Origin of the sequence: Shimia thalassica, from assembly GCF_001458215.1 — a bacterium.
Taxonomy (GTDB): domain Bacteria; phylum Pseudomonadota; class Alphaproteobacteria; order Rhodobacterales; family Rhodobacteraceae; genus Shimia; species Shimia thalassica.
This window is the reverse complement of the sequence record NZ_CYTW01000005.1, coordinates 133,395-158,011: the sequence shown is the minus strand read 5'-3', so window position 1 is coordinate 158,011 and position 24,617 is coordinate 133,395. Positions and strand designations below refer to the sequence as shown.

Sequence of the window (24,617 nt, the reverse complement as noted above, 5' to 3'; positions counted from 1 at the left end):
CTCTATACCTCGATCTCGCGCCACCGTCGGCCTTCGCGATGCATCAGCATCAAGGCATCCTCGGGACCAGAGCTTCCGGGGTCATAGCGCGCGGGGGCCAGCCTGCTTTCTTCCCAACCTGAAATAATCGGGTCGGCCCAGGCCCATGCGGCCTCTACCTCGTCACCGCGCATGAAAAGGGTCTGATCCCCGCGGATCACGTCCATGATCAAACGCTCATAGGCATCCTGTGCTTCTGCATCCGCCCCAAGCGCTTCGGCAAAGGTCATGTCCAGCGAGACTTCGGCAAGACGCATCCCGCCGGGGCCGGGTTCTTTGATAGTGGTGCGCAAGGTGATGCCTTCGTCCGGCTGGAGCCGAATGATCAGCGCGTTCCCGCGCCGCCCTTCGAGAGCGGGGAAAATCATATGGGGCGGATCGCGGAACACCACCGCGATCTCGGAGGTGCGCGCCCGCAGTTTCTTGCCGGTGCGCAGATAGAACGGGGTGCCCGACCAGCGCCAGTTGCCAACCTTGACCTTCATGGCAACGAAGCTTTCTGTCAAACTCTCGGGGTCACCCGCATGATCGCGATAGCTGCCTTCACCATCGCGGCCACGATACTGGCCGCGCACGATATCCGACTGTTCAACAGGTTCCAGCGCCTCGATCACCTTGACCTTTTCGTCGCGTACAGCGTTCGGGGTCAACCTCGAGGGAGGTTCCATCGCGGTAAGGCACAGCAATTGCATCAGGTGGTTCTGAACCATATCGCGCATCGCGCCGGATTTGTCATAATACTCGCCGCGCCCCTCAACCCCGAGACTTTCCGCCACCGTGATTTGCACGTGGTCGATATGGGTCGAGTTCCACAACGGCTCCCACAGGGAATTGGCAAATCGCAACGCCATCAGGTTTTGTACAGTCTCTTTTCCCAGATAGTGGTCGATGCGGTAAATCTGGCTTTCTTCGAAGTTTCGCCGCAGTTCCGAGTTCAAAGCCTTGGCCGATGCCAAATCATGTCCAAAGGGTTTTTCGACAACAATCCGGCTGTCCTTGGTGGCAATGCCATGCGCATTCATATTCGCCGCAATCGCGCCGAACAAGGAAGGCGTTACCGACAGATAAAAGGCCCGAATGGTGTCAGGGCGCAGCTCGGAAACCAGATTATCCCATCCCTTTGTGCCTTTTGCATCCACACAGACATAGCTGAGCTTTGACAAAAACAGGTCCAGTTCAGCGGTCAGGTCGTCGGCGTTGGGCACAAACTCGAGAAGGCTCTGGCGCACCAGCGCCTGAAACGCCGTGTTGTCCATGTCGGATCGGGCCGCCCCGATCACCCGTGCGTCTTCGGGCATCTGCCCCACGGTGAAGCGATGGAACAAACCGGGCAGGATTTTGCGTTTCGCAAGGTCGCCAGTTGCACCGAACACAACCAGATCAAAAGGGTCAACGGGGATGACGCGGGATACCATGGCTTAGCTCGCTAGTTTCAGGGTGTCAGAAGAGTGTAGCATAGCGCCAATGTGACGCCCTGTGTCGATCATTCTGTTGGAAAAGCCCCATTCGTTGTCATACCAGCTGACAATCCGGATCAGCCCGTCTGCGGTCACAGATGTCTGGGCGGCCGCAAAACAGGACGAATGCGGATCGTGGTTGAAATCAACCGACACCAATGGGTCATCCTCATACGACAGGATGCCTGCCAGATCGCCTTGGGCTGCGGTGCGGATGGCCTCGTTCACCTCGTCTCGCGTTGCGGGGGTCACCGGCACAAAAGTCAGATCAACCAGCGATACGTTGGGGGTCGGCACGCGCACAGCAGAGCCTTCCAGTTTGCCTGCCAACTGGGGCAACACCAGAGAGATCGCGCGCGCAGCCCCCGTCGAGGTTGGCACCATCGACAATGACGCAGCGCGGGCGCGGTACAGGTCCTTGTGGCTGCTGTCGTGGCTTGGTTGATCGCCCGTAAATGAATGGATTGTGGTCATATATCCGGTGCGGATGCCAAAGGCCTGATCCAGCACCTTGGCAACGGGCGCCAGACAGTTTGTCGTGCAGGACGCGTTCGAGACAATCACATCGTCCGAAGTCAGCTCAAAGTGGTTCACGCCATACACAACGGTGCGATCCACGTCTGTCCCGGGGGCCGAAATCAGCACGCGATCCGATCCGTTTTGCAGATGCAGCGCCGCTTTTTCGCGTGTCGTGAACAGGCCCGTGCATTCATACGCGATGTCGACGTTATCCCACGGCAGGTCCTGTGGGTCGCGCAAAGCCGTCAGGTGGATGCGGTGACGCCCCACAATCAGCATGTCCCCTTCAATCGAGACCGGAGCCTTCAGGCGCCCGTGCACGCTGTCGTATTTCAACAGGTGTGCCAGTGTCTCGGCGGATGACAAATCGTTGATCGCGACGACGTCAATGTCTTGTGTGTTCTGTTCGATCAGCGCGCGCAATACACCTCGGCCGATCCGGCCAAACCCGTTGATACCAATCTTTACAGTCATTTTCTTTCCTCCAGCTGCGGCATCCGGAAACTTGCGGAGCCTTGCAGATTGTTAGCGCTAACATGTTTTATCTAGGAATGCACCCACTCAGTGACATTCATGTGACGATTAAAGCTCTCCGGCCCAAGGGGGATTTGCCCCCGCCCGCGATACGGTCACGGCAGCAACCTTTGCGCCATGCTTGAGAGCTGCTTCAAGTGCCTCGGCGGACAACACGCTGAGTTCTGACTTTCGAAGCAGTCCCAATTCGGACAGTTTGGCGAGCACTCCCGCGTTAAAGGTGTCACCCGCCCCCACTGTGTCTGTGATCTCGACGCGGCTGGCCGCAACGCGTACCTCGGTGCCATCGGCCAATACGCCCACGGCCCCTTCGCCGCCACGTGTCAGGATCAGAACCGAAGGCCCCTTTTCAAGAAGACAGTCCACCTTTTCGCTCAACGAGAGCGGAGACGGCAGGATCCAGTTCAAATCTTCATCCGAGACTTTGACGATATCTGATTTCGCAATCATGCGATCCAGCCGCGCACGATAGCGCTCAATGTCCTTGATGAAACCGGGGCGGATGTTGGGATCAAGCATCACGACACGCCGATCGCCCTCGCGCTCGAGCAGTGACGCATAGGCCTCGGCACCGGGCTCGCAGGCAAGGCTGATCCCGCCGAAATAAAGCGCCGAAACCTCGTCGGGCAGCTGGGGCATATCGCCAAACTGCAGCATCCGTCCAGCAGTGTTTTCATCAAAGAAGCTATAGGTGGCATGCCCGTTCAAAAGACGCACAAAGGCAAGCGTGGTCGGGCGTTCTGTGGTCACGACCAAAGACGTGTCAACGTGGCTTGATTTCAACGCATCCGTCAATTGCTGCCCAAACATATCTGTGGACAGACCGGTCAACATGCCGGTCTGGACGCCAAGCCGTCCCAACGCGATGGCCGTGTTGAAGATCGCACCACCCGAATGCGGCACAAAGCCGTCGCTTCCGGTTTCGGTCGGTGTCGGGATCATATCGATCAAGGCTTCTCCGCAACACAAAATCATGTTCACCCTTTCAAAAACGCATTCCGGTCCACAAGGAACCGCTCGGACAAAGGAAGGCTCGCCGCGCCCAGGGCACGTGCATCCGGCCCAATGGTGCCTTCGCGAACCACTGGGGCTTCGATCCCGGCAACAGTTTCGGCATGCACTTGCGCCTCGACCCGACGCACCAGATCCGCACGCAGGTCAGAGGGCAGCCAGCCATCCAGCAGCACACACTCCACATCAATCAGGCAGGTCGCGCTTTGAATGGCATCGGCCAGCCCCGTTGCCGCAGCGCAAAGCCAGTCTTCCAAAATCGCGGAAGGCACATCCCAGTTTTCACAAGACAGCCAAAGACCGTCTGCATCGCCGCCATCGGCGATCATGTTTTGCTCTAGAACACAGAGAGAGGCCACATCAACCAGTTGTCGCCCCTGTGCTTTTCCCCGCATCGGCATCGAACCCAAGGCCGCGGCATTTCCTGTGCGTCCCGGATAAAGATTGCCCTCTAGAACAAGGCCGCCGCCGACAAAGAACCCAATATAGAAATATAGAAAATCCTTGGGCTTGTCCTGAACGCCAAAAACAAGTTCAGCGCCACAAGCCGCAGTCGCATCATTCTGAAGGAAAACTGGAAAGTCCCAAAATTTGGAAAGCACGGATGCGATATCGTGGTCGCGCCATGCCTCCATTTCGGACGAGGCAACCTGAAGCGATTTCGCCCACTCCCAAAGCCGGAATGGCGTCGCAATCCCAAGACCGGCAACGCGGGTACGATGCTCTTCCGGCAAAGCTAGCAGCATCTCCGCAACGGATTGGTTCACAAAGGACAGGACGTTTTTCGGGCTGGGATACTTGTGCATCCTTTGGGCGCGTTTGATCACCGCGCCCTCAAAATCGGTCAGGATCAACTCCAGACTGCGGCGTCCAATTTTCAGACCAAAGAAAAAGGCTCCATCCGCTTTCAGCCCCATCGGAACAGAGGGTTGGCCCACCTTGCCGCGAACGGGCGTTCCTTTAGCCAAAAAGCCATCCGCCTCGAGTGCGCGCATGATGACGGAAACGGTCTGGGCAGAAAGGCCCGTCATCCGCGCGATCTCTGCCTTGGGCAAAGCCCCCCGCTGACGGATCAGTGTGAGGACAAGCCTTTCATTATAGGCCCGCATACCGCTCTGGTTTGATCCGCGCGCACTGGCCGAGACAGGGGAAACGCCCGTCTCGTCCAAATGTTGCAACGCGTCAGCCACAGCGATTCCTCCCAATCGGTACTTTCGTTGCGGGCAATTTGAGTGAAAACAGGACCCGAGTCAATTAATAAATAAATATGATTTATTAATTGACTAAGGACAGAAAAAATCCGCACCACAATCTGTGGCGCGGATTTCCAGTTTCATTCTGGGCGCGATGTTCGGACACCAACGCCCTCTAATAAGGCTCAGGCCGGTGCAAGGATAAGATCGAAATCCACACGAGAATACGCGTCGTCGACCTTGCCGGAAAGCTCGAACCCTTCCGGGAAACTACCAGCCGGTTGGGCGACATAGGTCATGACAAGGTCATCACGCACACCGAACACTGTATCCTCGTCAAGGTACGGGTCATCGTCCGGAAACACCTCGGTAACCAAGCTGCGGAACCCATCTGCGGATGCGATGTAGTGCAAATGCGATGGCCGCCACGGATGACGCCCTGCCGCACGCAGGATTTCGCCAACAGGACCATCATCCGGCACGGTATAGCTCACGGGGCGCACCGTGGTGAACGCATAGCGACCGTTTTCATCCGCCGTCATAAGACCGTGGAACGAATGGATATCCTGATCCGGATCCTGGCTGGAATACATGCCGTTGGGCGCTGTCTGCCAGATGTCCAGCTTTGCGCCGGGGATCGGGTTTCCGTTCAGATCGCGGATTGTGCCTTCGACCAGAAGAACCTCACCCTCAAAGTCCCGCTTCATATCGCCACCGATATTCAACACCGGCGGGTTTGAAACGTGGAATGGCCCAAGCACTGACGAGCTGGTCGCGCCTTCGACCGAATGCTGCATATCCACCAAAGACGACATGCCCAACACATCCGAAAGCAAAACAAACTCGTTGCGCTCGGGTGTGGTGATCTTGCCGGCCCACTCAAGGAACTCGAGCCCCTTGCGCCATTCGTCATGGGTGAGGTTCACCTCGCGGGCAAAGTCATGAATATGGCGGGTCATGGCGATCAGGACTTCGCGGGTCCGAGGGTCTGTGTCTTCTGCAAAGTATGCTGCGAAAACATCGGTGATATTATCTTTGGTAACTGTGCGCATCTGCGCCTCCTAGTTCAGAATCGCGAGGCTGAGAGCCGGGAAACGGATCAGCAGGATAAGGACGACAAGCATCACCCCGGCAAAGGGAAGTGCTCCGAGGAAGACATCCTTGAGGGAAATACGGTCGTCGTTGAGTGTTGCCTTGATCACAAAGCAGGATATGCCGAGAGGTGGTGTCAAAAGGCCGATTTCCGCGCCAACAACCGTGATGATACCAAACCACACAAGGCTCAGCCCCATTGGTTCAACGAGTGGCAGGAACAGCGGTACAACAATCAGGATGATTGAGGCTGTGTCCAGCAAGGTTCCAAGGAACAGCATCATCACAACGTAGATCACCATGATCATAAAGAAGCTTGCATTGCTGCCAGCCAGCAGATCCCCAAGTTCATTTGGCAATCCGGCAAGACCCAGCATGCGGCTATAGATCGACGCGGCCGTGATCAGGAACAGGATCGACGCGGTGATATGGCCCGTTTCAAGCAGCGCCTCCCAAAAGGTTTTGAGGGTCATCGTGCGACGCGCAAGCGCGATCAGCAGCGCCACAAGCGATCCGGTGGCACCTGCTTCGACGGGTGTCAGCCAACCTGTGTAGATGCCGCCAAGCACCACAAAAATCAGACCAAGTGTCGGCAACGTCTTTGACGCAATTTCGGACCAAGGCAGGAATTCATAGTCGGACGCAGGGCGACCGCCGACAAACTTTGGGAAAAACCGCCCCATGAACCAGATCGCGGCCACATAGGCCACGGCCAGCATCAGCCCCGGCACAATACCCGCGAGGAACATCTCGCCCACCGATTGCTCGGCCACAAAGCTATAGATGATAAGCATCGCCGACGGGGGAATGATCATCCCAAGAACCGAAGACCCGGCCACAACGCCAACAGCAAAGCGCGGATTATAGTCGTAGCGCAGCATTTGCGGGACCGAGACCTTCGAGAAGACCGATGCCGATGCGATCGACGATCCCGTTACCGCAGCAAACACGGCATTGGCGCCAACTGTGGCCATGCCAATTCCGCCTTTTACGCGGCGAAAGCCCGAGCTCATGACATCGTAAATATCGCTGCCTAATCCGGCCTTTGAGACCACGAGCCCCATAAAGGTGAACAACGGCACCGTGGCAAAAGTGTATTCCATCACGCTGTCGCCGACCGCAATCTTCAGCAAGTTCATTGCCAGATCGAAGTTGTCGCGCATCAACCAGATAGACACAAAGGAAACGACCCCGAGCGCGACAGGGATATAAACCCCCATATAGATCAGGAAGACGATGGCAGCGACTGACGCCATGCCAATTTCAACGGGACTCATGTTTTGTCCTCATGTTCAGGAACCCGCACCAGTTCCGGCTTGTCAGCAGGCCGAACAACTTTGAGCAGAAAGATCAGAGTGCACAAAGTCGCACTCAGGAAAATCACCAGCTTGATGGGCCACCACGGTGCTGTGAACACACCCGGTACGCCGAAGTAATCTCTGGTTTCTAACATTTCGACGAATTCCGGCCAGATCGCGATTGAGATCAAGGCCATGAAAACGGCTGAGATGCTGTCGATGACGTGTCGCAGAGAGGCTGCAAAGCGGGGATATTTCACCCCGATCACAACCAGAAAGCCATCCGACCGTGTCAAGCGGTTGACCCGAACCACGTCGGGCAACTGCAAGAACACAATCAGCACCATCGAGAATTGCACGACTTCGACCGCACCGAGGAACGGTGCATTGAACACACCCCGCGCCACAACATCAAAGTTTACGATCCCGACGAGCCCAAGCACGACCAACGTACCGGCGGCATTTGCGCCTATGGCTACGCTGTTTGTGGCTTTGGAAAGGCCCATAACTAATTTTCTGAAGGCAGATACTACCAAGTTCCAGCCCTTTCCGATTTTAGAGTAGGCGCTTATTCAGCAGTCCAGTCACGCACACCGGTGTAACCGGCTGCTTCGAGCTTCGCCAAATAGGCTTTGAGCATGTCTGTGCCAGGCTCGCCTTTACCATCAAGGTTTGCAGACCATTCCATGGCGATGTTCGGCATGGCAGCGGCCCAGGCAGCACGATCTTCAGCCGAAGCTTCGGTGATCGTTCCACCAGCAGCAACATAGGCGTCACGGCTTGCGGCAGCACGCTCCATGGCGATACCAGCCACGTGGTCACGATACATCAGTGCCACGTCCTGAAGAGCTGTTTTGACTTCGTCAGGCAAACTCTTCCAGTAGTCGGCATTCACAGTAATTGTCTTGGAATTCACGGCACCAAGATCCACAGCTAGCATGTGTGGCGCGACCTCTGCGATTTTGAACGTCTTGGCGGCTTCTGGCCACAGCATGGCTTTGTCGACCAGACCCGTATCAAGCATGTTGTAGAAATCGGTCAGACCGCCACGTACCCCGGCAGCACCATTGATGCCTTCCAGATACCGCAGGTTCATGCCCGCGCCGGCAACCTTGCTGCCTTCGATGTCCTTGCTTGATGTGATCGGGTCTTTTGAGAAGACCTGATAGGTGTCCAACACAACACCGGTCGCCAGATAGACCTGATTTTGCTTTGCGAATTCCTTTTGCATGGTCGGGAATTCTTTAGCGATCTCATCCACGGCCTTGGCAACAGCGACCGAGTCTGCGGCCACAAATGGAGTCACAGCCGAGATCGCCTGGCTGGGCAGTTTTGAAGAGTGGAAGATCGTTGTGACGATACCGATATCGCCCAGACCCAATTTGACGCCCTCAAGCACACCTTTGGGTTTTACAATCGAACCGCCATAGCTTTCTTGCCAGTCCATTTTGAAGTTGCCGGTCTCGGCAAGCTTTTTGTCGACCTCTGGGATAAAGAAGTTCGAGAATTCCTTTACCCACAGTGCACGCGCCGGATACCCGTCAATGACAACGGCCTTGATCGTTTCCGTTGCGAACGCCGGCGCGGCTGTCAGGCCCGCCAACAGGGCGCTCAGCGCCAAACCTTTTGAAAATACAGCCATCATTTCCTCCCTGGATGGATGTTATGTTGAGGTTCAAAGTTTGCTCCAGTGAACCTCCACTTTGGTTCCCGCAGCCTTGAACAGCTTTGATAGCGGGCAGTATTTTTCCGTTTCCTCTGCAACGCGGTCCAACTCCTCCTGTTGGGCGACGCCATCCGAAACAACATTCAGCGTGATTGCGCTGAAAGGCACCTCAATCTCTTCTTGCAGCGTAACACCACGGCGATCGAAATCGCACACAGCATCAATGCTAAGATGACCGATTTCCACACCCAATGCTTTGGCACATTTGTGGCCGATGACATTGGTGCACCCGATCAATGCCGCAATCGCGGTATCCGTAGGTGTCGGCCCCAGATTGGACCCGCCCCTTTCGACCGGCTCATCAATCGCAAAGCTCAGATCGCGGATCTGGATGTCGGCACGCGAATGCGACTGGCATTCCGCATGCGCGCGAAGCTTTACGGTGGTTTTCATTTTTATTCCGGCCATGACGTCCTCACGCAAACGAGCAGGCTTTGTCGAACGGAAAACGCGGCAGTTTCTGAAACAGTGCGCTTTCGTCCGCATAACCAAGATTACACAGAAAATTCGATTTCAGCGAAGTACCTGCAAAAAATTCTTCGTCCACAATCTGGTTGGAAAAACCGCTCATAGCGCCCACATCCAAACCAAGGGCCCGCGCTGCAATCATGAAATAGGCCCCCTGCAACGTCCCGTTGCGAAAGGCCGTAACTTCGGAATGCTCTGGCTTGCCTTCAAAGTGAGGACGGCGGTCTTCGTGCGGGAACAAGAACGGCAGCTCCTTCCAGAATTCCAGATCATGAGCGATAATCGCTGTGACCGGCGCGGCCATCATCTTGTCGATGTTCTTTTCTTTCAAAGACTTGGCCAAACGCTGCTTGCCCTCATCCGAGGTCACGAACACAAACCGGGCCGGGCAGGTGTTCATGCTCGTCGGACCCAGGGCCGTAATTTCATACAGACGATGCAGCAACTCTGTCGAAACAGGCTTGTCCTGCCATGCATAGTGGGACCGCGCATCCGAAAGGATGACATCAATCGAATCATTATCAAGCGTGCTTTGACGTGCGCGCAGTGCTCTAACGTCTTCTTGCGCCTGAGCGCGCGCCTTTTCCAGAGCTTCACCAGTCAGTGCTGTCATGTCTCTTTAATTTCCTGTTCCAAAGAGATCCCCGTTTCAGAACACCCCGAATAACCTCGTGACTGACACACATTCGCACAGCACTTTGGTCGCAACGGGCATGTGCCCTGATGTTTCTAATATTTTGACGATGATATTTTACCTTGTCAAATAAAATCGATATTTTCATAATAAGCGCAGAAATGGAGACGATCACATGGTTGCTTGGAACGAATATAAAGAAACAGCGCGTGGGCGCGGTGCTCTGGCACTCGAACTTTACGTCGTAGAATCAACCCCTTCCGGTGCGCCAGAAGCGGTAAAAGAGACCTTGCCAGACCACCTTGGATATCAACGCGACCTCGAAGAACGTGGCATTTTGGTGCTCGCAGGGCCTCTTTCTGACCCAACCGGAGAGGATATGGTCGGTGCCGGCCTTATCATTTTCCGCGCAAAATCGATGGATGAGGCGCGTTCGCTTGCTGAAAACGACCCTATGCACAGCGCAGGGGCCCGAAGTTTCACCCTGCGCAAGTGGTTGGTGAACGAAGGCAGCCTATCTATCAATGTGGGCCTGTCCACCGGGCGCGCGATTCTATCCTGAATTGGGGATCAATATGTCTAACACCAGTGCTCTTGGCGATCTTCTGACAACCCTGCTCGACCGTCGTCCATTTTATCGCAAGGGCGATTCGGGCGAAGGTCTCTCGGAGTTGTGCCTCAAGCTTCTCGCGGAAGAATCAGAAACTTCGGGCGTGCAACTGGCTGCGGACATCCTGACTCAATTCCGGGACCTGTCGACAGAAGACCGCGCGACCTTCTATGCGTTCCTGAACGAAGATCTTGATATCGACGCAGATGCGGTGGCGACCTCTGCGCAAGAATACCGCGATGATCCCAGCACACAGAACTTCCGCCAGCTGTCAAAAGTGACCGAACCCCGCCGACAAGACCTGTTCCGGCGCCTTAATCAGGCACCCGGAGCCACTGCGGAACTGGTTCGGATGCGTGCGAATCTTTTGGGGTTCGTGAAAGACGCCCCAAATTTGGGGCGCACGGATCACGATCTGGTCCACCTTCTCAGAAGCTGGTTCAATCGCGGCTTTCTTGTGCTTCGCCAAATCACCTGGGACACGCCCGCGTCGATCTTGGAACGTATCATTGCCTATGAGGCCGTGCACGAAATCCACAACTGGAGCGATTTGCGCCGCCGCCTGCAACCCGAAGACCGGCGGTGTTACGCCTTTTTCCACCCCTCCATGCCGGATGACCCTCTTATCTTTGTCGAAGTTGCATTGACCAAAGGCATTCCGGGGTCGATCCAGACGGTTTTGTCCGAAGACCGGAGCTTCCTGTCAGAGGATGAGGCGAACACCGCCGTTTTCTATTCGATTTCAAACTGTCAGGCAGGGCTGGCCGGCATTTCTTTTGGCAACTCCCTGATCAAACAGGTTGTGCATGACCTGTCGCGCGACCTGCCAAACCTGAAGAAATTTGTAACACTGTCCCCGATCCCCGGTTTTACCAGATGGCTTGATGCACAAGGCACGACCGACACGCGCCCACAGCCAGACAAACTCAAACCACTGGCGGCGCATTACCTTTTGGACGCGAAAAAGCCAGACGGTAAGCCGCTTGATCCGGTTGCGCGCTTTCATCTGGCCAATGGCGCACAGATTCACATGGTGCATGCCGACGCTGACACGTCTGCCAAGGGGATCGCCCAATCGGGTGGCACCATGGTGAACTATCTGTATGACCTGTCCAAGATTGCACAGAACGTAGAACAGTTTGCCAAAAAGAACGAAGTCGCCGCGGCGAGTTCGGTAAAGTCTCTGGCCAAACAAGCCGCAAAACTCAGCGACAGCAGCGAGTTCAGCGCAAAATAATGTGGGATCAGCCCCTGCCGATGGCGGGGGCCAGCAGGCCCCAGTGCCCGGCACTCAAACTGTTTTGCCTTTCAAGCTCAGGCGCCCCTGCAAAGGATTCAATCGCGGTGTTATAACTGGGCCGTTGTCTTGATGTCAAAAGCCAATCTGCAACAGCCGGATGGTCATGTGACCACAGTTGATCCAGTCCAAGCCTGTCTAGGCGATCCACAAAAGCCAGAACTGCCGTATCTGCGAGACTGTATTTCTGCCCCAAAAGCCATGGGCCTTGGATCAACGCCTGCTGCATCCGGCCAAAGGTCAAACGCAGTGTAAAAAGCGCAGTATCCACATGCGGGGATGCGATCCCTTGGTCCAGAATATCCCGTCGCTTTGAAGCATTCGCCGGATTGGCCATCCGCGCGATCGATGCTGCGATCTGGTCAGGTGTTTTCTTGGCAAGGATCTGACGCCGCTTGGATACAACATAGGTAAGCGTGTTCACCGCCGCATGAATATCCAGACAATCAGCCAGCCACAGGCGCGCGCGGGCCTGATCCAGAAGGTCGGTCGACATTAACGGCGGCCCGTCTCCCAGCCCATCAACGTATTCAAGGATCACATTCGATTCGAGCAAAGTGACCCCATCGTGCACCAACGCGGGCACAACTGCTTTGGGGTTCAATGCCAGATACCAGTCTTCGTTTTGCTCACCACCGGCAAGGTTCACGATCCGGCCTTGCCAGCCCACCCCGCGTTCGGCCAATCCAAGGCGTACTTTGGCCGAACACACACTTGTTTTGCCGTGGTACAACGTGATCATGCGTCCGTCCTTTGCCAAAGCCGGTGATATGAGGCCTGCTAGTCGATCAACTCTGCAAGAAAGGCGCCGGTGCTGCGATAATGGTCCATCAAAAGCAGGGAAGATTGTTCAACATCACGGCTGACTGCGGCGTCCAGAATCGCAAGATGCTCTGATTCGACGTCTCGTCTGCTGTACGATTTCGAGCGTCCGGCAAGAAAACGGTAACGGACGTTCAAATCATAAAGCTGGCCACAAAACCGTAGCAAAATCGGAGACCCGCAGGCTTCTAACAATGCCATGTGAAAGCTCTTGTGCCGCTCTTCAAACAGTTCGATGTCAGTGCGATCTGTGCGGCTGAGATAGTGATGCACCAGAACGAGGTTCTCTTCCCATTCGCGCCCGCCATTCGCCACGCTGTTGCGCAGGGCCATATCTTCCAAGGTGCAGCGCAGGTTCAGAATTTCCTGAAACTGGTGACGGCTTGTTTCCGCAACACGAAACCCGCGCTGGTCAAGACGTTCCACAAGCTGATCCGAGGTCAAAAGGCTCAGCGCTTCGCGAATGGGCGAGGCTCCGGTGCCATAGTTCTCTTTGAGCGTCTCTACCTTGAGACGCTCGCCCGGTGCCAGCTTGCCGGTGATGATTTCGTTCCTGAGCGTCAGATAGGTACGCTGTGTGGAGGATTGGTTCGTTTGAGTGGGCATTACCGTTTTGTTCATACCTTAAATTAGCCAAAAATGGACTAGTCCGCAAATTATATCGATATTTCAGCGCAAGTCACAATTGGGGAAGGTGAAATTTCTTTTGCCGCGTGACGGAACCGCACATGCTTTGCACGCTCACCCACCCAAATTTTCCCAATTACTTACATACACTTAGCATCACAGTCGCACTTTTACACCGGTTTTCCCCAAATCACGATGAGGTGAAACGCCACCACCTTCAATATCGATATTTTTACAAAATCTCGTTTTTTTATTGTTTGAGTGACAAATGAAGGATAAAAATGAAGCCATCAAGAACGACACATGAGTCAGGTGAAGCCGAATGCGCGAAAATTATTTTGAAGATGGCAAGTGGTGGGTCAGCCCCTACAATTTCCAACCCGAAGTCCGTGAATCTCTGTTGTTGCCGCCCAAGGTGCAAATCCATGACGCGACATTGCGCGACGGGGAACAGACACCTGGTGTGGTTTTCTCAATCGATGACAAAATCCGCATTGCCACCAAAATGGATGAACTGGGTGTGGACCGGATCGAAGCGGGCATGCCCGCAGTGTCCCCCATGGATGCCGAAGCCATCAAGGAAATCTCGAAACTTGGCCTCAAGTCCAAGATCTTCACCTTTGCGCGGGCCATGAAACAAGACATCGACATGGCGCTGGAATGCGGTGCGGACGGCGTCATCATCGAAGTGCCTATCGGTTATCCAAAACTGGTCACACAGTTTGGGTGGACGTGGCAGGACGTGTTCAAAAAGAGCAAGGACGTGATCAACTATGCCCGCGAACAGGGCTTGTATGCGGTGTTCTTCCCGTACGACACCACACGTGCACGTCGCGATGATCTCGAGAACCTCTGCAAAGGCATCATGAACGAGTCGCCTCCGGATTCCATCGGGATCGTGGATACAATGGGCTGTGCTACGCCAGAGGCCATCAAATATATGGTTGGCTGGGTCAAAGGCATGACCGGGCTGCCCATCGAGATCCACACACACAATGACTTTGGCATGGGAGTTGCAACCGAACTGGCCGCCGTTACGGCAGGCGCCGAAGTGGTGCACAGCTGTGCGAACGGTCTTGGCGAGCGGACAGGCAACGCAGCATTGGAAGAACTGATGCTGGGGCTTCATCTGCTGTATGGCTATGACACCCACTACAAACTCGACAAAATTCCCGAACTGGCAAACCTGATTTCGGAATTGTCGAATATCCCGATTGCACGCAACAAACCGGTTCTCGGGCATGGCAACTTCATTCGTGAATCCGGCATCGGTATTCAGTACGTGATGCATGACCCTCTTGTCATGTTCGGCACGCACCCTGCCCTCACCGGTCGTACAGGCGAAGTTGTTCTGGGCAAGAAAAGCGGAAAAGCCTCGATCGTTTACAAGCTGGGCGAACTTGGTCTTGGCGAAGTCAGCGACGACCAAGGCACCGAAATTCTGTCACGGGTGAAACAGAAGGGCATCGACAAGCGCGATATCCTGACCGATGCAGAATTCACCGCAATCGTAAACGAAGTACGGGCCCTCGCCTAATCCACACGCCACTCACATGGCTTAGTCTTCGAGGGGTTATTAGTTTGGGGTTAACCTCTCGAAGGCGAAAATTTCAAGACAACTGGATTGTGCAAAAGCGCGGGTGACATGCCCGCGCTTTTCGTTTGTCTTGACCCACATCATAGACGAAGCGCACCTCTTTCAAGAGTCTTCCGGCACAGACCACACGGTTTCGCAAGATTCCTGTGGCCGGTCATCGCTTTTGCGTATCGGCTTGACGGAGGACTATCATGACAAAACAAACTTCAGGCACCAAGGTTGCGGCCATTGTGGGCCCGTATTCCAGCGGTAAAACCACCCTGTTCGAGGATATCCTGTTCACCGCAGGTGCCATCCCACGGCGCGGTTCGGTCAAAAACGGCACCAGCGTGGGGGATACATCCCCCGAAGCCCGCGCGCGCGCCATGTCGACAGACATGAATGTCGCCTCGTTCGCGTATCTGGATGAGCCTTGGACCCTGCTGGATTGCCCCGGATCGGTTGAACTAATTTATGACGCACAATGTGCGATGATGGTGGCTGACATCGTTGTCGTTGTCTGTGATCCAAAGCCAGAGCGTGTCGTGACCCTGTCGCCTTTGCTGCGGTTTCTGGATGACCAGAGCATTCCGCACTTTATCTATATCAACAAAATGGACCACGAAGAGGCCTCGGTCCGTGCCACGTTTGAAGCGATCCAGACCGTCTCGGCCCGCCCGCTTGTGCTGCGGGAAATTCCAATTCGCGATGCCCAAGGCCAGTTGACCGGTATGGTCGACCTTGTCAGTGAACGCGCCTGGCACTGGGAGCCTCACAAAAAATCGGAACTGATCGAACTTCCTGTTGATCTTGCCGAGGCTGAAGACGAGGCGCGCAATACGATGCTGGAAACGCTTGCCGATTTTGATGACGCATTGATGACCGAGCTTCTAGAGGATGTGGTTCCATCGACAAGTGAGGTTTATGCCAATCTGGTACAGGATTTGCGAGACGATCTGGTCGTGCCGGTCTTTTTTGGATCTGCGGAAAACGAAAACGGCATTACCCGCCTGATGAAAGCGCTGCGCCATGATGCACCCGATGTAGCACAAACGAGATCGCGTTTGGGGCTGCCTGACTCAGGTCAGGTGGCACAGGTGTTTAAAAGTGCATTCGCCGGAAAAGCCGGAAAGATGTCTTTTGCCCGAATCTGGGCCGATGACATTTCTGACGGGGACACGCTGAATGACATGCGCATCGCGAACATGCGAACACATCTCGGGGGCAAATCTGATCTGACCGGCACGGCATCGCTTGGCCAGATCGTCTCGCTGGGTCGTATGAACACGGTTCAAACCGGAGATTTGCTCACAAATGGCGCGGCAATCGACGCCTATTGGCCTAAGGCGCCAGAGCCGGTTTTTGGTGTGGCCCTGCAAACGGAACATCACGCAGACGAGGTCAGGCTGTCTGGTGCCCTCAGCCGTTTGTGCGAGACGGACCCCTCAATCATGGCCCGGCACAGTCAGGAAACCGGTGAATTGATCCTGTCAGGACAGGGCGCAGTGCAATTGCAAATTGCCCTGAAACACCTTGAAGCGGATGCCGGTTTGACACTGTCCCAGACCACGCCGGCGGTTGCCTTTAAGGATACCATCACCAATAGCACCCGCCAGAAAGCCCGCCACAAAAAGCAATCCGGTGGGCACGGCGAATTTGCAGATGTGGAAATCGAAATCAAACCTCTGCCGCGCGGGGACGGGTTTGTTTTTGATGACCGGATCGTCGGCGGGGCCGTACCGAAACAGTATATCCCTGCCGTAGAAAAGGGCGTGCGCGCCTTTCTGGAAACGGGTCCCAACGGGCACCCGATCGTGGATGTGGCCGTTACCTTGGTTGATGGCAAACACCACAATGTCGACAGTTCGGAAATGGCCTTTCAGAAAACTGCCATCAAAGCGATGACCGACGCCCTGCCCCAGTGCAAACCCATCCGGCTTGAGCCTATTCACAAGGTGACCTTTGGCGTTCCGTCCGAGTTCACCCCCAAAGTCCAGCGAATAGTCTCTGGTCGGCGCGGGCAGCTTTTGGGGTTTGATACAAAACAAGGTTGGTCCGGTTGGGACGAGGTTCAAGCCATGATCCCACTTGCCGAAATGTCCGATATCGTCACCGAGTTGAGGTCTGTGAGCCTTGGGGTCGGAACGATAGCCTCTGAATTCGACCACCTTCAACAAGCCTGAAAAGAAAAACGGGCGAAGCTGGCAAGCTTCGCCCCTTGTCCGCAAAAGAGACAGGCCTGAGTGGCTGCAAACCTGCGCTTAGTCCAAAAAGGTCTTGATCCGGTCCAGTGTCGCCACGTTGACGGCAACACCATTGTCGCGCGCTGCCAAACGCTTGCCTCGTCGCCCGTCGCCGGGAAGGCGGGCACCGTCCTGATCGTGAATCGCACCAACCAAATCTGCCATGCGCGTAGCGAAATCTCCGCCTGACGTCACACCCGGATCGATGGCCATAAAGAACTGTCCCGTGCGGGGCGGGCCACCTGCGGTTCCCGAAAACGGCGAAGCATTGATACCCAATGTGGCACCTGTCATGGCTGCGGCCATAATCTCGGTCAAAAGAGCAATCCCCACGCCTTTGTATCCGCCGGATGGCGCCATCGACCCTTTCAGCCCCAAAGCCGGATCGGTGGTCGGGTTCCCTTCGGCGTCCAGCGCCCAGCCCACAGGAATTGGAGTTCCTTCGCGGGCATGTTTCATCACTTCGGACTTGGCAATCGTGCTGGCAGATTGATCAATCAGCAATGCGGGCTGGCCATCTGCGCCCGGTGCAGCAACAGAAAACGGGTTGGTGCCGACAACAGGCTTGGCGCCTCCGGATGGTGCGATCGATGCAGGTGCATTGGTAAATCCAAGGCCCAGCATCCCTGATTGGGCCAGCCGATATGTATGATACCCAAGAACGCCACAGTTATAGCTGTTGGTGATGGCCAGCGCGGCAATTCCTTGTTCGCGCGCCATCGGAATCAGTTTTTCAAATCCGGCTTCGATGGCGGCATGCGCAAAACCGCTTGCCGCATCAACGGTCACCACACCGGGGCGCGGTGTGGCCACAACAGGCGTGGCCTGACCGTCAACCTTGCCGCATTGCACATGTTCGCAATAGATCGGGATATAAGCCAATCCATGACTGGCGACGCCATCGGCCTCGGTTGCGGCAGTCGCAACGGCCAAAGGCCGCGCATTGGCTTCCGACGTTCCAGCAGCCATCAGGGCGCGCAGAGACAGATCTTCGATCTCGGACAGCGTCAGTGTTTGCATTTCGATCATTGGGGGCTCCGGTCTTGTTCAATCATTGTCAGAAAGCCCGGCACCCGCACCAAGACGGCGGCTTTCTTCTGTTGCGGGCGCATAGGTGAGATGGGCCAATTCACTTAAGAACGACCAGGCTTCTGTCGAAGGGATCGCACGAGTGGCATGGGTTGCGCCGTGCAGGTCTGCCGTCACAACGGATATCGTCAGGTTTTCAACGTCGTCGGGCAAGGTCCCCGTCACCAACAGCGCGCAACCGTCTGTGGTTGCTTTGGCGGTGTCACATGACAGTTGGACCACTTTACCCAGCTGGCGCGCTGCCATCGCCGCGAATGGAAGCACCATTTCGGGCTGGCGCACGCGTCCAAGCTGTTTTGGTCCTTCAACAAGGGCCGCTGCCTCATCAGAAAGGGCCACGCCCAGACCAAGAGGGCAACCTTGGGAAGGCCCGTGTTTCAAGACCTCGGCCAATACCGAAACACCATCAACACCTTGGGCACACAACCAGCGCGTCGCCTTTGACGCCTCTTCCGCCTGCCCCCAGGTATGTCCCGCACCCCGCGCTGCGCGTTTGGCCATGGCTTCAACTTCGTTCAGGGAAAAGCTCATGCCGTCACCTCGGGATAAACCCACATATCTGCGTTGGCCGAGGTTAGCTCAGACGGGTAAGGCGCCCCCGAATACATGCAGATGCGCACCCATCGGTCTGATCTGGGATCAAAATGCGTGGCACCGAAAAACGACAGCTTGGCGCGCAGCATATCGATAGGCAGCATATCCGCAGCAATCGTGTTTGAGCGAATTTCACTATACGGCACACGGTTTGAAATCTGGGCCCGCCTGATTGTATGGCGATGCTCGGGGTGTTTGGCCAAAAACGTCGAGACCTCGGCTTCGGATGCCCACTGCGACAGATCGTGATGCGCCGCGGCTGCGTCCCGTGCGGGTGCCAGAGGTTGCTCAAAGTCCGCGATCGGCTCTTCAAACCGGTTGCCAAGGCGCGGTTCAAGCTTTTCCTCGGACACGTACCAGGCCCCAGCACAGTTCTGTTCCTCGGACCAATCCAGCGACAAAGCCCACCCAAAGGTGTCTTCAATCAACGCCCTGACGTTCCCAACCGGCATGGTGCCATCAATGATGAACGCATCCGGTGTTTCATCCGCCATGGTGGCTCCCAGATCGTCCACCAACTCTCCATAAGGTTCGAGGATCAAGGACGCCAAAAGCTCTTGGCCTTCCTCTGAAAGTGCCCCTGCCGCCCAGACCATCAGTGAACCCCATGGCGTGGGGTCAGACAAATCTGTGTTGGATAGATGGCTTTGCAGGTGATCCATATCCTGAGACAGCGCCGCCAGTTTATCGATTTGGATGGGGTGTTCCGAGGTCCACCGTTCAATGGATTTTAGCGACCGTGCCAAAACGGATTTGAACTCGGCAATCTTGTCATCATCCGCCTTGGCCACACTGCGCACGCGCGCAATCGCTTCTTCTCGCGCAGCCATCCAGTTGTTAAAAAGAACCGGATGATTGATGATGTAAGGGGCCATTCCCAGCCCTGTGGAATTTCCGATCCCCAAACGGCCAGCGATATCAGACGTCAGTGGAACAGCCTTCTCACCTCCGCGGGCTTTGGCCATATGATTGACCAGATCGCGCACGAACCATCGTGTCAGGAAAACCGAAAGCATCTCGGCCTGAAAAGGGGCATGCATCTCGGGACGGTTGGCGATGATTTCGCGATCAGCGGCGCCCAGTTTACCCGATCCGTAAACCGCAGTTGTGCGCATGAGATAGCCGACCGCCTCGACCTTTTCGATATCAGGCTGATGTCCCTGCGAAAGCCTTTCGACAAAATGATCCCACAGACGCACCGACCGGTTGGCCCGCGACACAGACAATTCAGACTGGGTGACACGGCCTGCTTCCTGAAGGGGGATATTTTTTTCAAGACGCGCGATGTCGTCTTCGGTCGGGACACCGTCAAACAAGGTAAAAGTAGCGTCCCAGGCGGTGGCAATCACGCGATCCGACCGCATTTCCGGCGGCAGATCATGCGAAAACGCAACAAGGGAATAGGCATGATCGGGTCCTTGAGCGGTATAAACCGCGTGCCCGACGCCAGCGTCGTTGATGTCAAAGACGCCCCGCGAAAACGTCCAGTGCTCCCGCGCCATCCGCCGTGTCAGCTGCCTCATAAAGCTGAGGCGGCACTGATGCAGCGATCCAAGCCGTGACAGGTGCATCACCGTTTCTGCCGGACGCCGATTTGCCATCACACCGTTCCTTTGGGCACGAAGTTTTCAGAGAAAAACCGATACCAGTTGCCCCCCATGACACCTGCCACCTCAGTCGCATTCATGCCAACCTCACGCAGGCCGCGTTCGATGTTGCCAAAGTCACGGTTGTCCTGAAACCAGTTGGGCATCGGCGGGAACCCCGGATTGCTGGCCGATCCTTCGCCATAGTCGATTTCTTTGGTCCAGCGCCCCACGCGCATCCATTCGACCACACTGTCGGGTTGGTCCTGACAAAGGTCGGTGCCGATCCCCAAATGTTCGACCCCGAATTTGTCCGCCGTTCGTGCAACCATTTCGCAAAAGCTTTGAAGCGTGCACGCTGATTTGTCTTTCAGGTGATGCGGATACACAGAAAAGCCCAACATGCCCCCGTTTTGCGTAACGGCGCGGATGACATCATCCTTTTTGTTCCGCAAAGCAGGGCTCCAATCGTATGGATTGGCGTGAGTGATGGCAATTGGACGCTGTGACAGATCCGCAGCTTCGATGGTTGAACGGTCGGCAGAGTGGCTCATATCCACGACCAACCCGACCCGGTTCATTTCCTTGATGACTTCACGCCCCATGCGGGTGATGCCACTGTCTTCGGCTTCGTAACACCCCGTCGCCAGAAGGGACTGGTTGTTATAGGTCAGTTGCATGAAACGTGCACCCAGCGTGTGCAGGATTTCGACAAGACCGATATCATCCTCAATCGGAGACGGATTCTGGAACCCGAAAAAGATCGCTGTGCGGCCCGTTTGTTTGGCTTTGTCGATATCGCTGGCCCACTGCCCTTTCATGATCAGATCCGGGTACTGTTCGAACCAACGGTTCCAACGCTCGAAATTGAGTACCGTTTCGCGAAAATTCTCATGATACGAAATGGTGACGTGAACGGCATCCACGTCTCCCTCTCGCATTTGCCGAAAGATCTTTTCCGACCAATTGGCATATTGCAGGCCGTCTATACGCATCAATCAGGGCTCCCTGCCGAGATATAGGCCGTTTTCACAGAAGTGTAGAATTCAGCCGCGGCTTTGCCCTGTTCGCGTGATCCGTAAGAGCTGTCTCCGCATCCACCAAAGGGCACGTGATAATCGGTTCCCGCAGTTGGCAGATTGATCGTCACAACGCCGGTGCGCGCATTGCGGCGGAAATGTGTGGCCCGCGCAAGGCTGCGTGTCACAATGCCCGAGGTCAGCCCGAAATTGGTGTCGTTCACCACGGTCAACGCCTCGTCATAGCTTCCGACCTTGATCACCGACGTCAGCGGCGCGAACATCTCTTCTCGGTTGATCCGCATGTCATTGGTGGAATTCAGAAACACGCCCGGGGACATGTAAAAACCGTTTGTCGGCATGTCGAGACGCGCGCCGCCACAGGCCAGCTCTGCACCTTCGGATTGGCCCAGCGCGACATAGGCAAGGTTTTCGTCAAGCTGTTGCTGGTTTACTACCGGCCCCATCTGGGTGCCTGCCTCAAGCGCGTGCCCGACCTTCATGGCCTGCGTTCCCGCAACCAGTTTCTCGACAAAGGCATCATGGATCGCTTCGTGCACAACCAGACGCGACGAGGCGGTGCATTTCTGGCCCGTTCCACCAAAGGCCCCTCCGAGGGCAAGTGAAACCGCAAGGTCCAGATCCGCGTCATCCATAACAGCCAACGCGTTTTTAGAGCCCATCTCCATCTGCACTTTGGTCAGGTTTTGAATGGCCGCCGTCGCAATCCCTTTGCCCACGGGAACCGACCCCGTGAAGGACACCGCAGCAATCTTGGGGCTTTCGACCAGACGCTGGCCAATCGTGCCCCCTGCCCCCATAACGAGGCTGAACAAACCTTTCGGAATATCCTGACGGGCGATGATTTCGCTCAGCGCAACCGCGGACGCAGGTGTGATATTCGCAGGTTTCCACACCACGGCATTGCCATAGCAAAGCGCCGGCGCAATTTTCCACGAGGCGGTCGCAGTCGGAAAATTCCACGGGCTGATAATCGCAACCGTTCCAATCGGCTCGCGACGCACATCAACTTCTATCCCGTCGCGCACACTGTCTGCGTTTTCACCAATCTGGCGCAGGCATTCAGCGGCATAGTAGGTAAAGAACTGACCGGCGCGGAAGACCTCGCCTTTGCCTTCTGCCAAAGGTTTGCCTTCTTCGCGCGACAACAGCCTCCCAAGCTCTTCGGCCCGCGCCATCAACTCGTTGCCAATCGCGTTCAGAACGTTTTGCTTGCGCTCAAGCCCGTAAGCCGCCCATTCACGTTGCGCGATGCGCGCCTGATCCAACGTGGCCTCAAGCTGATCCGGCGTGGCCTGCGCGTACAGGCCGATCAGATCACTTGTGTCCGAAGGGTTGCGGTTTTCGATTTCGGTTTCGCCAGCCAGCCATTCGCCAGCAATCAGGTTTTTATAAGTCACAGGGATTCTCGATGTCAGAAGGGTTGTCTCTATGGTGGACAACCAGAGCCACATCAGTCAAATTCAAACTGCTTAACCCAATTTCAGGAAAATTGAAGCTTGTCCATCAAGATCGAAATGCTGCGTTGCTTTTGTGCGGTCGCCAAGGCCGGAAACCTTTCGGATGCTGCGGATCAACTCGGACGCACGCAATCTGCGGTGTCCATGACCCTAAAGCAGCTTGAGCAACACCTAGGCAGCAACCTGTTTGAGAGCGAACGCAAAAACCGGCTGACCACTTTGGGGGAACAGGTCTTTGCGCTTGGCTCAAAGCAGCTGAGCCAGTTTGACAGCACAATTCAGGCCATCACGGACTCGGCCAAAGCCCCGCAAGGGTTGCTGCGTATGGCGTCGGTGCCTTCTGTTGCTGCGTTCGTATACCCGCCCGTGGTGGATTTTTTATCAACGACCTATCCTGAATTGCGACTTGAGTTGCGGGATTCAAATACCCAACAGGTCATCGACGCGTTGGTTCAGGGGTGGGCCGACATCGGTATTGCATCACGCTATTTCACCTTGAAAGAAACAGAAGCCACGCCCCTGTTTCAGGATCAGTTCGGCCTTGTCTGTGCAGCCAATCACCCTCTTTTGGAAAAAGGTGACCACCTGCGGCTTGATGATGTGTTCTCTACACGTTTCGTGCGCAATTCACTGTGTGATCAGATTGAAACCCCGGCCTTCCAAGACCGCATGGCCTCGGTGCCCACCCTGTTGCACAACACCCATTCCCTTTTGGCCACGGTGTATTCCGGAAGGTGGGTCACTGTCCTGCCAAAGTCCGTGATGGCCTTTGCGCCCAATGATCTGTGCTTTCAACCGATTGTCGATCTGCCGGATGTGCGACAGGTTTATCTATATGTGCGCCAGCAAACCCATCTTGCCGAGGTCGTGAACGATGTGCGCACCTATATCACGGCACAGGACCGATGGGCGGCATTTCAAAAACACCCCTAAGACCAATCACGCGTTAACCTTGGTCGCTGATGGCACGGGGATACGGATCAGAGTGCCTCTACCATGCCCGACATCACGAGCGGCACAAATCGCGCCAGCAGAGACGTCTGCGCGGTCAGGGCCGGATCAAGACCAAGCTGCGTCAACTCTCCTTCATGCAGGGCAATGATGAAACGGCAAAGCTGATCAAGCTGTTCAGGGTGATCGGCCAATTTTGCCTCAAGGCTGATCAATATTTCGGACAGACGTTCTTTGCTGCCTTGTCGCGACGCCCGAAGCCTTTGTTGTGCCGCCTCATTGCGAAGGGCATGCAAGATGAACTCTTTGTTCAGAATGTCCCACTGCAACTCGTCCGGGTCAGGAGCCCGCAGATGGTCCGCAATAGTTTGCCAAGGTTGATCAGAGGCCTGAACCACCTCTGCGATCCGCCCGAGGCGGGTATAAAGGCGATCAATCCGCTGATCATACATAGCGAAGAACAAGGCCTCTTTGTCATCAAAGTTTGAATAGAAGGCCCCGCGTGAAAACCCCGCCTGCGCGCAGATAAAATCAATAGAGGCACCGCCAAATCCCTTGAGTGCAAAGGCGTGCATCGCCCCCTCGATGAGCCGGTCTCGCACCTCTTCGCGCTTCGGGCGCCGTTGACGTGGTTTTGGCGTCGCTGGCGGGATGACGCGTGGTTCTTCTTGACTCATCAGGGTCCTCGTTCACAACTGGATACAACATTGTATCGAAAACAGGTTCGTCGCGAAACCTGTGAAAGGGAGGA

General features: G+C 55.6%; 23 protein-coding genes. 5 read left to right on the top strand and 18 right to left on the bottom strand.

The features are described 5' to 3' along the window. Positions 1 to 2: 2 nt before the first annotated feature. The 10 genes from zwf to PH7735_RS17545 all read right to left on the bottom strand — a co-directional run bounded on the left by zwf (position 3) and on the right by PH7735_RS17545 (position 9,950). Complete coding sequence (gene zwf, locus PH7735_RS17590; RefSeq protein ID WP_058312734.1) at positions 3 to 1,454, bottom strand: glucose-6-phosphate dehydrogenase; 1,452 nt, start codon at positions 1,452 to 1,454, stop codon at positions 3 to 5. Positions 1,455 to 1,457: 3 nt separating this feature from the next. After that, positions 1,458 to 2,489 carry a type I glyceraldehyde-3-phosphate dehydrogenase gene (gene gap / locus PH7735_RS17585; protein WP_058312733.1) on the bottom strand — a complete coding sequence of 344 codons (1,032 nt, stop codon included), beginning with the start codon at positions 2,487 to 2,489 and terminating at the stop codon, positions 1,458 to 1,460. 108 nt (positions 2,490 to 2,597) lie between these two features. Further along, positions 2,598 to 3,524, bottom strand: coding sequence for a carbohydrate kinase family protein (locus tag PH7735_RS17580; RefSeq protein WP_058312732.1), 927 nt, complete (start codon positions 3,522 to 3,524; stop codon positions 2,598 to 2,600). A 2-nt stretch (positions 3,525 to 3,526) separates the two neighbouring features. After that, positions 3,527 to 4,669 (bottom strand): ROK family transcriptional regulator, encoded by a 1,143-nt coding sequence (locus PH7735_RS17575; RefSeq protein WP_082645307.1) that lies wholly within the window; start codon positions 4,667 to 4,669, stop codon positions 3,527 to 3,529. Between the two features lie 269 nt (positions 4,670 to 4,938). After that, positions 4,939 to 5,805, bottom strand: a complete 867-nt coding sequence (locus PH7735_RS17570) for a dioxygenase family protein (protein ID WP_058312731.1) — start codon at positions 5,803 to 5,805, stop codon at positions 4,939 to 4,941. 9 nt (positions 5,806 to 5,814) lie between these two features. After that, on the bottom strand, positions 5,815 to 7,122 hold the full coding sequence (locus PH7735_RS17565; RefSeq protein WP_058312730.1) for a TRAP transporter large permease: 1,308 nt from the start codon (positions 7,120 to 7,122) through the stop codon (positions 5,815 to 5,817). After that, on the bottom strand, positions 7,119 to 7,649 hold the full coding sequence (locus PH7735_RS17560) for a TRAP transporter small permease subunit (protein ID WP_058312729.1): 531 nt from the start codon (positions 7,647 to 7,649) through the stop codon (positions 7,119 to 7,121). The genes PH7735_RS17565 and PH7735_RS17560 overlap by 4 nt, the downstream gene beginning before the upstream one ends. A gap of 62 nt (positions 7,650 to 7,711) precedes the next feature. Further along, a complete protein-coding gene (locus tag PH7735_RS17555; protein WP_058312728.1) occupies positions 7,712 to 8,785 on the bottom strand; it encodes a C4-dicarboxylate TRAP transporter substrate-binding protein in 1,074 nt (357 codons plus the stop codon). Between the two features lie 33 nt (positions 8,786 to 8,818). Further along, positions 8,819 to 9,277, bottom strand: coding sequence for an OsmC family protein (locus PH7735_RS17550; protein WP_058312727.1), 459 nt, complete (start codon positions 9,275 to 9,277; stop codon positions 8,819 to 8,821). A gap of 7 nt (positions 9,278 to 9,284) precedes the next feature. After that, entirely contained in the window at positions 9,285 to 9,950 is a 666-nt protein-coding gene (locus PH7735_RS17545) for a malonic semialdehyde reductase (protein ID WP_082645300.1), read from the bottom strand. A gap of 196 nt (positions 9,951 to 10,146) precedes the next feature. On the opposite strand from PH7735_RS17545, the gene PH7735_RS17540 reads away from it, so the two are divergent. Both PH7735_RS17540 and PH7735_RS17535 read left to right on the top strand, forming a co-directional pair. Then, positions 10,147 to 10,533 (top strand): YciI family protein, encoded by a 387-nt coding sequence (locus PH7735_RS17540; protein ID WP_058312726.1) that lies wholly within the window; start codon positions 10,147 to 10,149, stop codon positions 10,531 to 10,533. Positions 10,534 to 10,546: 13 nt separating this feature from the next. Next, positions 10,547 to 11,818: a malonyl-CoA decarboxylase gene (locus tag PH7735_RS17535; protein WP_058312824.1), complete on the top strand. Its 1,272-nt coding sequence runs from the start codon at positions 10,547 to 10,549 to the stop codon at positions 11,816 to 11,818. Between the two features lie 7 nt (positions 11,819 to 11,825). Here PH7735_RS17535 and PH7735_RS17530 read toward each other — a convergent pair whose 3' ends face one another. Together PH7735_RS17530 and PH7735_RS17525 are read right to left on the bottom strand one after the other, a co-directional pair. Continuing rightward, positions 11,826 to 12,620: a glutathione S-transferase family protein gene (locus PH7735_RS17530; protein ID WP_058312725.1), complete on the bottom strand. Its 795-nt coding sequence runs from the start codon at positions 12,618 to 12,620 to the stop codon at positions 11,826 to 11,828. Positions 12,621 to 12,658: 38 nt separating this feature from the next. Then, positions 12,659 to 13,306 carry a GntR family transcriptional regulator gene (locus tag PH7735_RS17525; protein WP_233488347.1) on the bottom strand — a complete coding sequence of 216 codons (648 nt, stop codon included), beginning with the start codon at positions 13,304 to 13,306 and terminating at the stop codon, positions 12,659 to 12,661. 343 nt (positions 13,307 to 13,649) lie between these two features. Here PH7735_RS17525 and PH7735_RS17520 point away from each other — a divergent pair, with 343 nt between their 5' ends. After that, positions 13,650 to 14,864: a LeuA family protein gene (locus tag PH7735_RS17520; RefSeq protein ID WP_058312723.1), complete on the top strand. Its 1,215-nt coding sequence runs from the start codon at positions 13,650 to 13,652 to the stop codon at positions 14,862 to 14,864. Between the two features lie 251 nt (positions 14,865 to 15,115). Next, positions 15,116 to 17,086, top strand: a complete 1,971-nt coding sequence (locus PH7735_RS17515; protein WP_058312722.1) for an elongation factor G — start codon at positions 15,116 to 15,118, stop codon at positions 17,084 to 17,086. Between the two features lie 78 nt (positions 17,087 to 17,164). Here PH7735_RS17515 and PH7735_RS17510 read toward each other — a convergent pair whose 3' ends face one another. From PH7735_RS17510 to PH7735_RS17490, 5 genes are read right to left on the bottom strand one after another with little or no spacing between them, the layout of a single operon-like run. After that, the gene (locus tag PH7735_RS17510; RefSeq protein ID WP_058312721.1) at positions 17,165 to 18,175 is read right to left on the bottom strand and encodes an Ldh family oxidoreductase; all 1,011 of its coding nucleotides are present in this window, start codon (positions 18,173 to 18,175) and stop codon (positions 17,165 to 17,167) included. An 18-nt stretch (positions 18,176 to 18,193) separates the two neighbouring features. Further along, positions 18,194 to 18,766 carry a DUF3726 domain-containing protein gene (locus tag PH7735_RS17505; protein ID WP_058312720.1) on the bottom strand — a complete coding sequence of 191 codons (573 nt, stop codon included), beginning with the start codon at positions 18,764 to 18,766 and terminating at the stop codon, positions 18,194 to 18,196. Further along, a complete protein-coding gene (locus tag PH7735_RS17500; RefSeq protein ID WP_058312719.1) occupies positions 18,763 to 20,430 on the bottom strand; it encodes a hypothetical protein in 1,668 nt (555 codons plus the stop codon). Before PH7735_RS17500 ends, PH7735_RS17505 begins: the two co-directional genes overlap by 4 nt. Further along, entirely contained in the window at positions 20,430 to 21,410 is a 981-nt protein-coding gene (locus PH7735_RS17495; protein WP_058312718.1) for a membrane dipeptidase, read from the bottom strand. The genes PH7735_RS17500 and PH7735_RS17495 overlap by 1 nt, the downstream gene beginning before the upstream one ends. Next, positions 21,410 to 22,855, bottom strand: a complete 1,446-nt coding sequence (locus tag PH7735_RS17490) for an aldehyde dehydrogenase family protein (RefSeq protein WP_058312823.1) — start codon at positions 22,853 to 22,855, stop codon at positions 21,410 to 21,412. The genes PH7735_RS17495 and PH7735_RS17490 overlap by 1 nt, the downstream gene beginning before the upstream one ends. A 99-nt stretch (positions 22,856 to 22,954) precedes the next feature. Here PH7735_RS17490 and PH7735_RS17485 point away from each other — a divergent pair, with 99 nt between their 5' ends. Further along, a complete protein-coding gene (locus PH7735_RS17485) occupies positions 22,955 to 23,848 on the top strand; it encodes a LysR family transcriptional regulator (RefSeq protein WP_058312717.1) in 894 nt (297 codons plus the stop codon). Positions 23,849 to 23,895: 47 nt separating this feature from the next. On the opposite strand, the gene PH7735_RS17480 is transcribed toward PH7735_RS17485, so the two are convergent. After that, positions 23,896 to 24,543: a TetR/AcrR family transcriptional regulator gene (locus PH7735_RS17480; protein ID WP_058312716.1), complete on the bottom strand. Its 648-nt coding sequence runs from the start codon at positions 24,541 to 24,543 to the stop codon at positions 23,896 to 23,898. Positions 24,544 to 24,617: the final 74 nt, after the last annotated feature.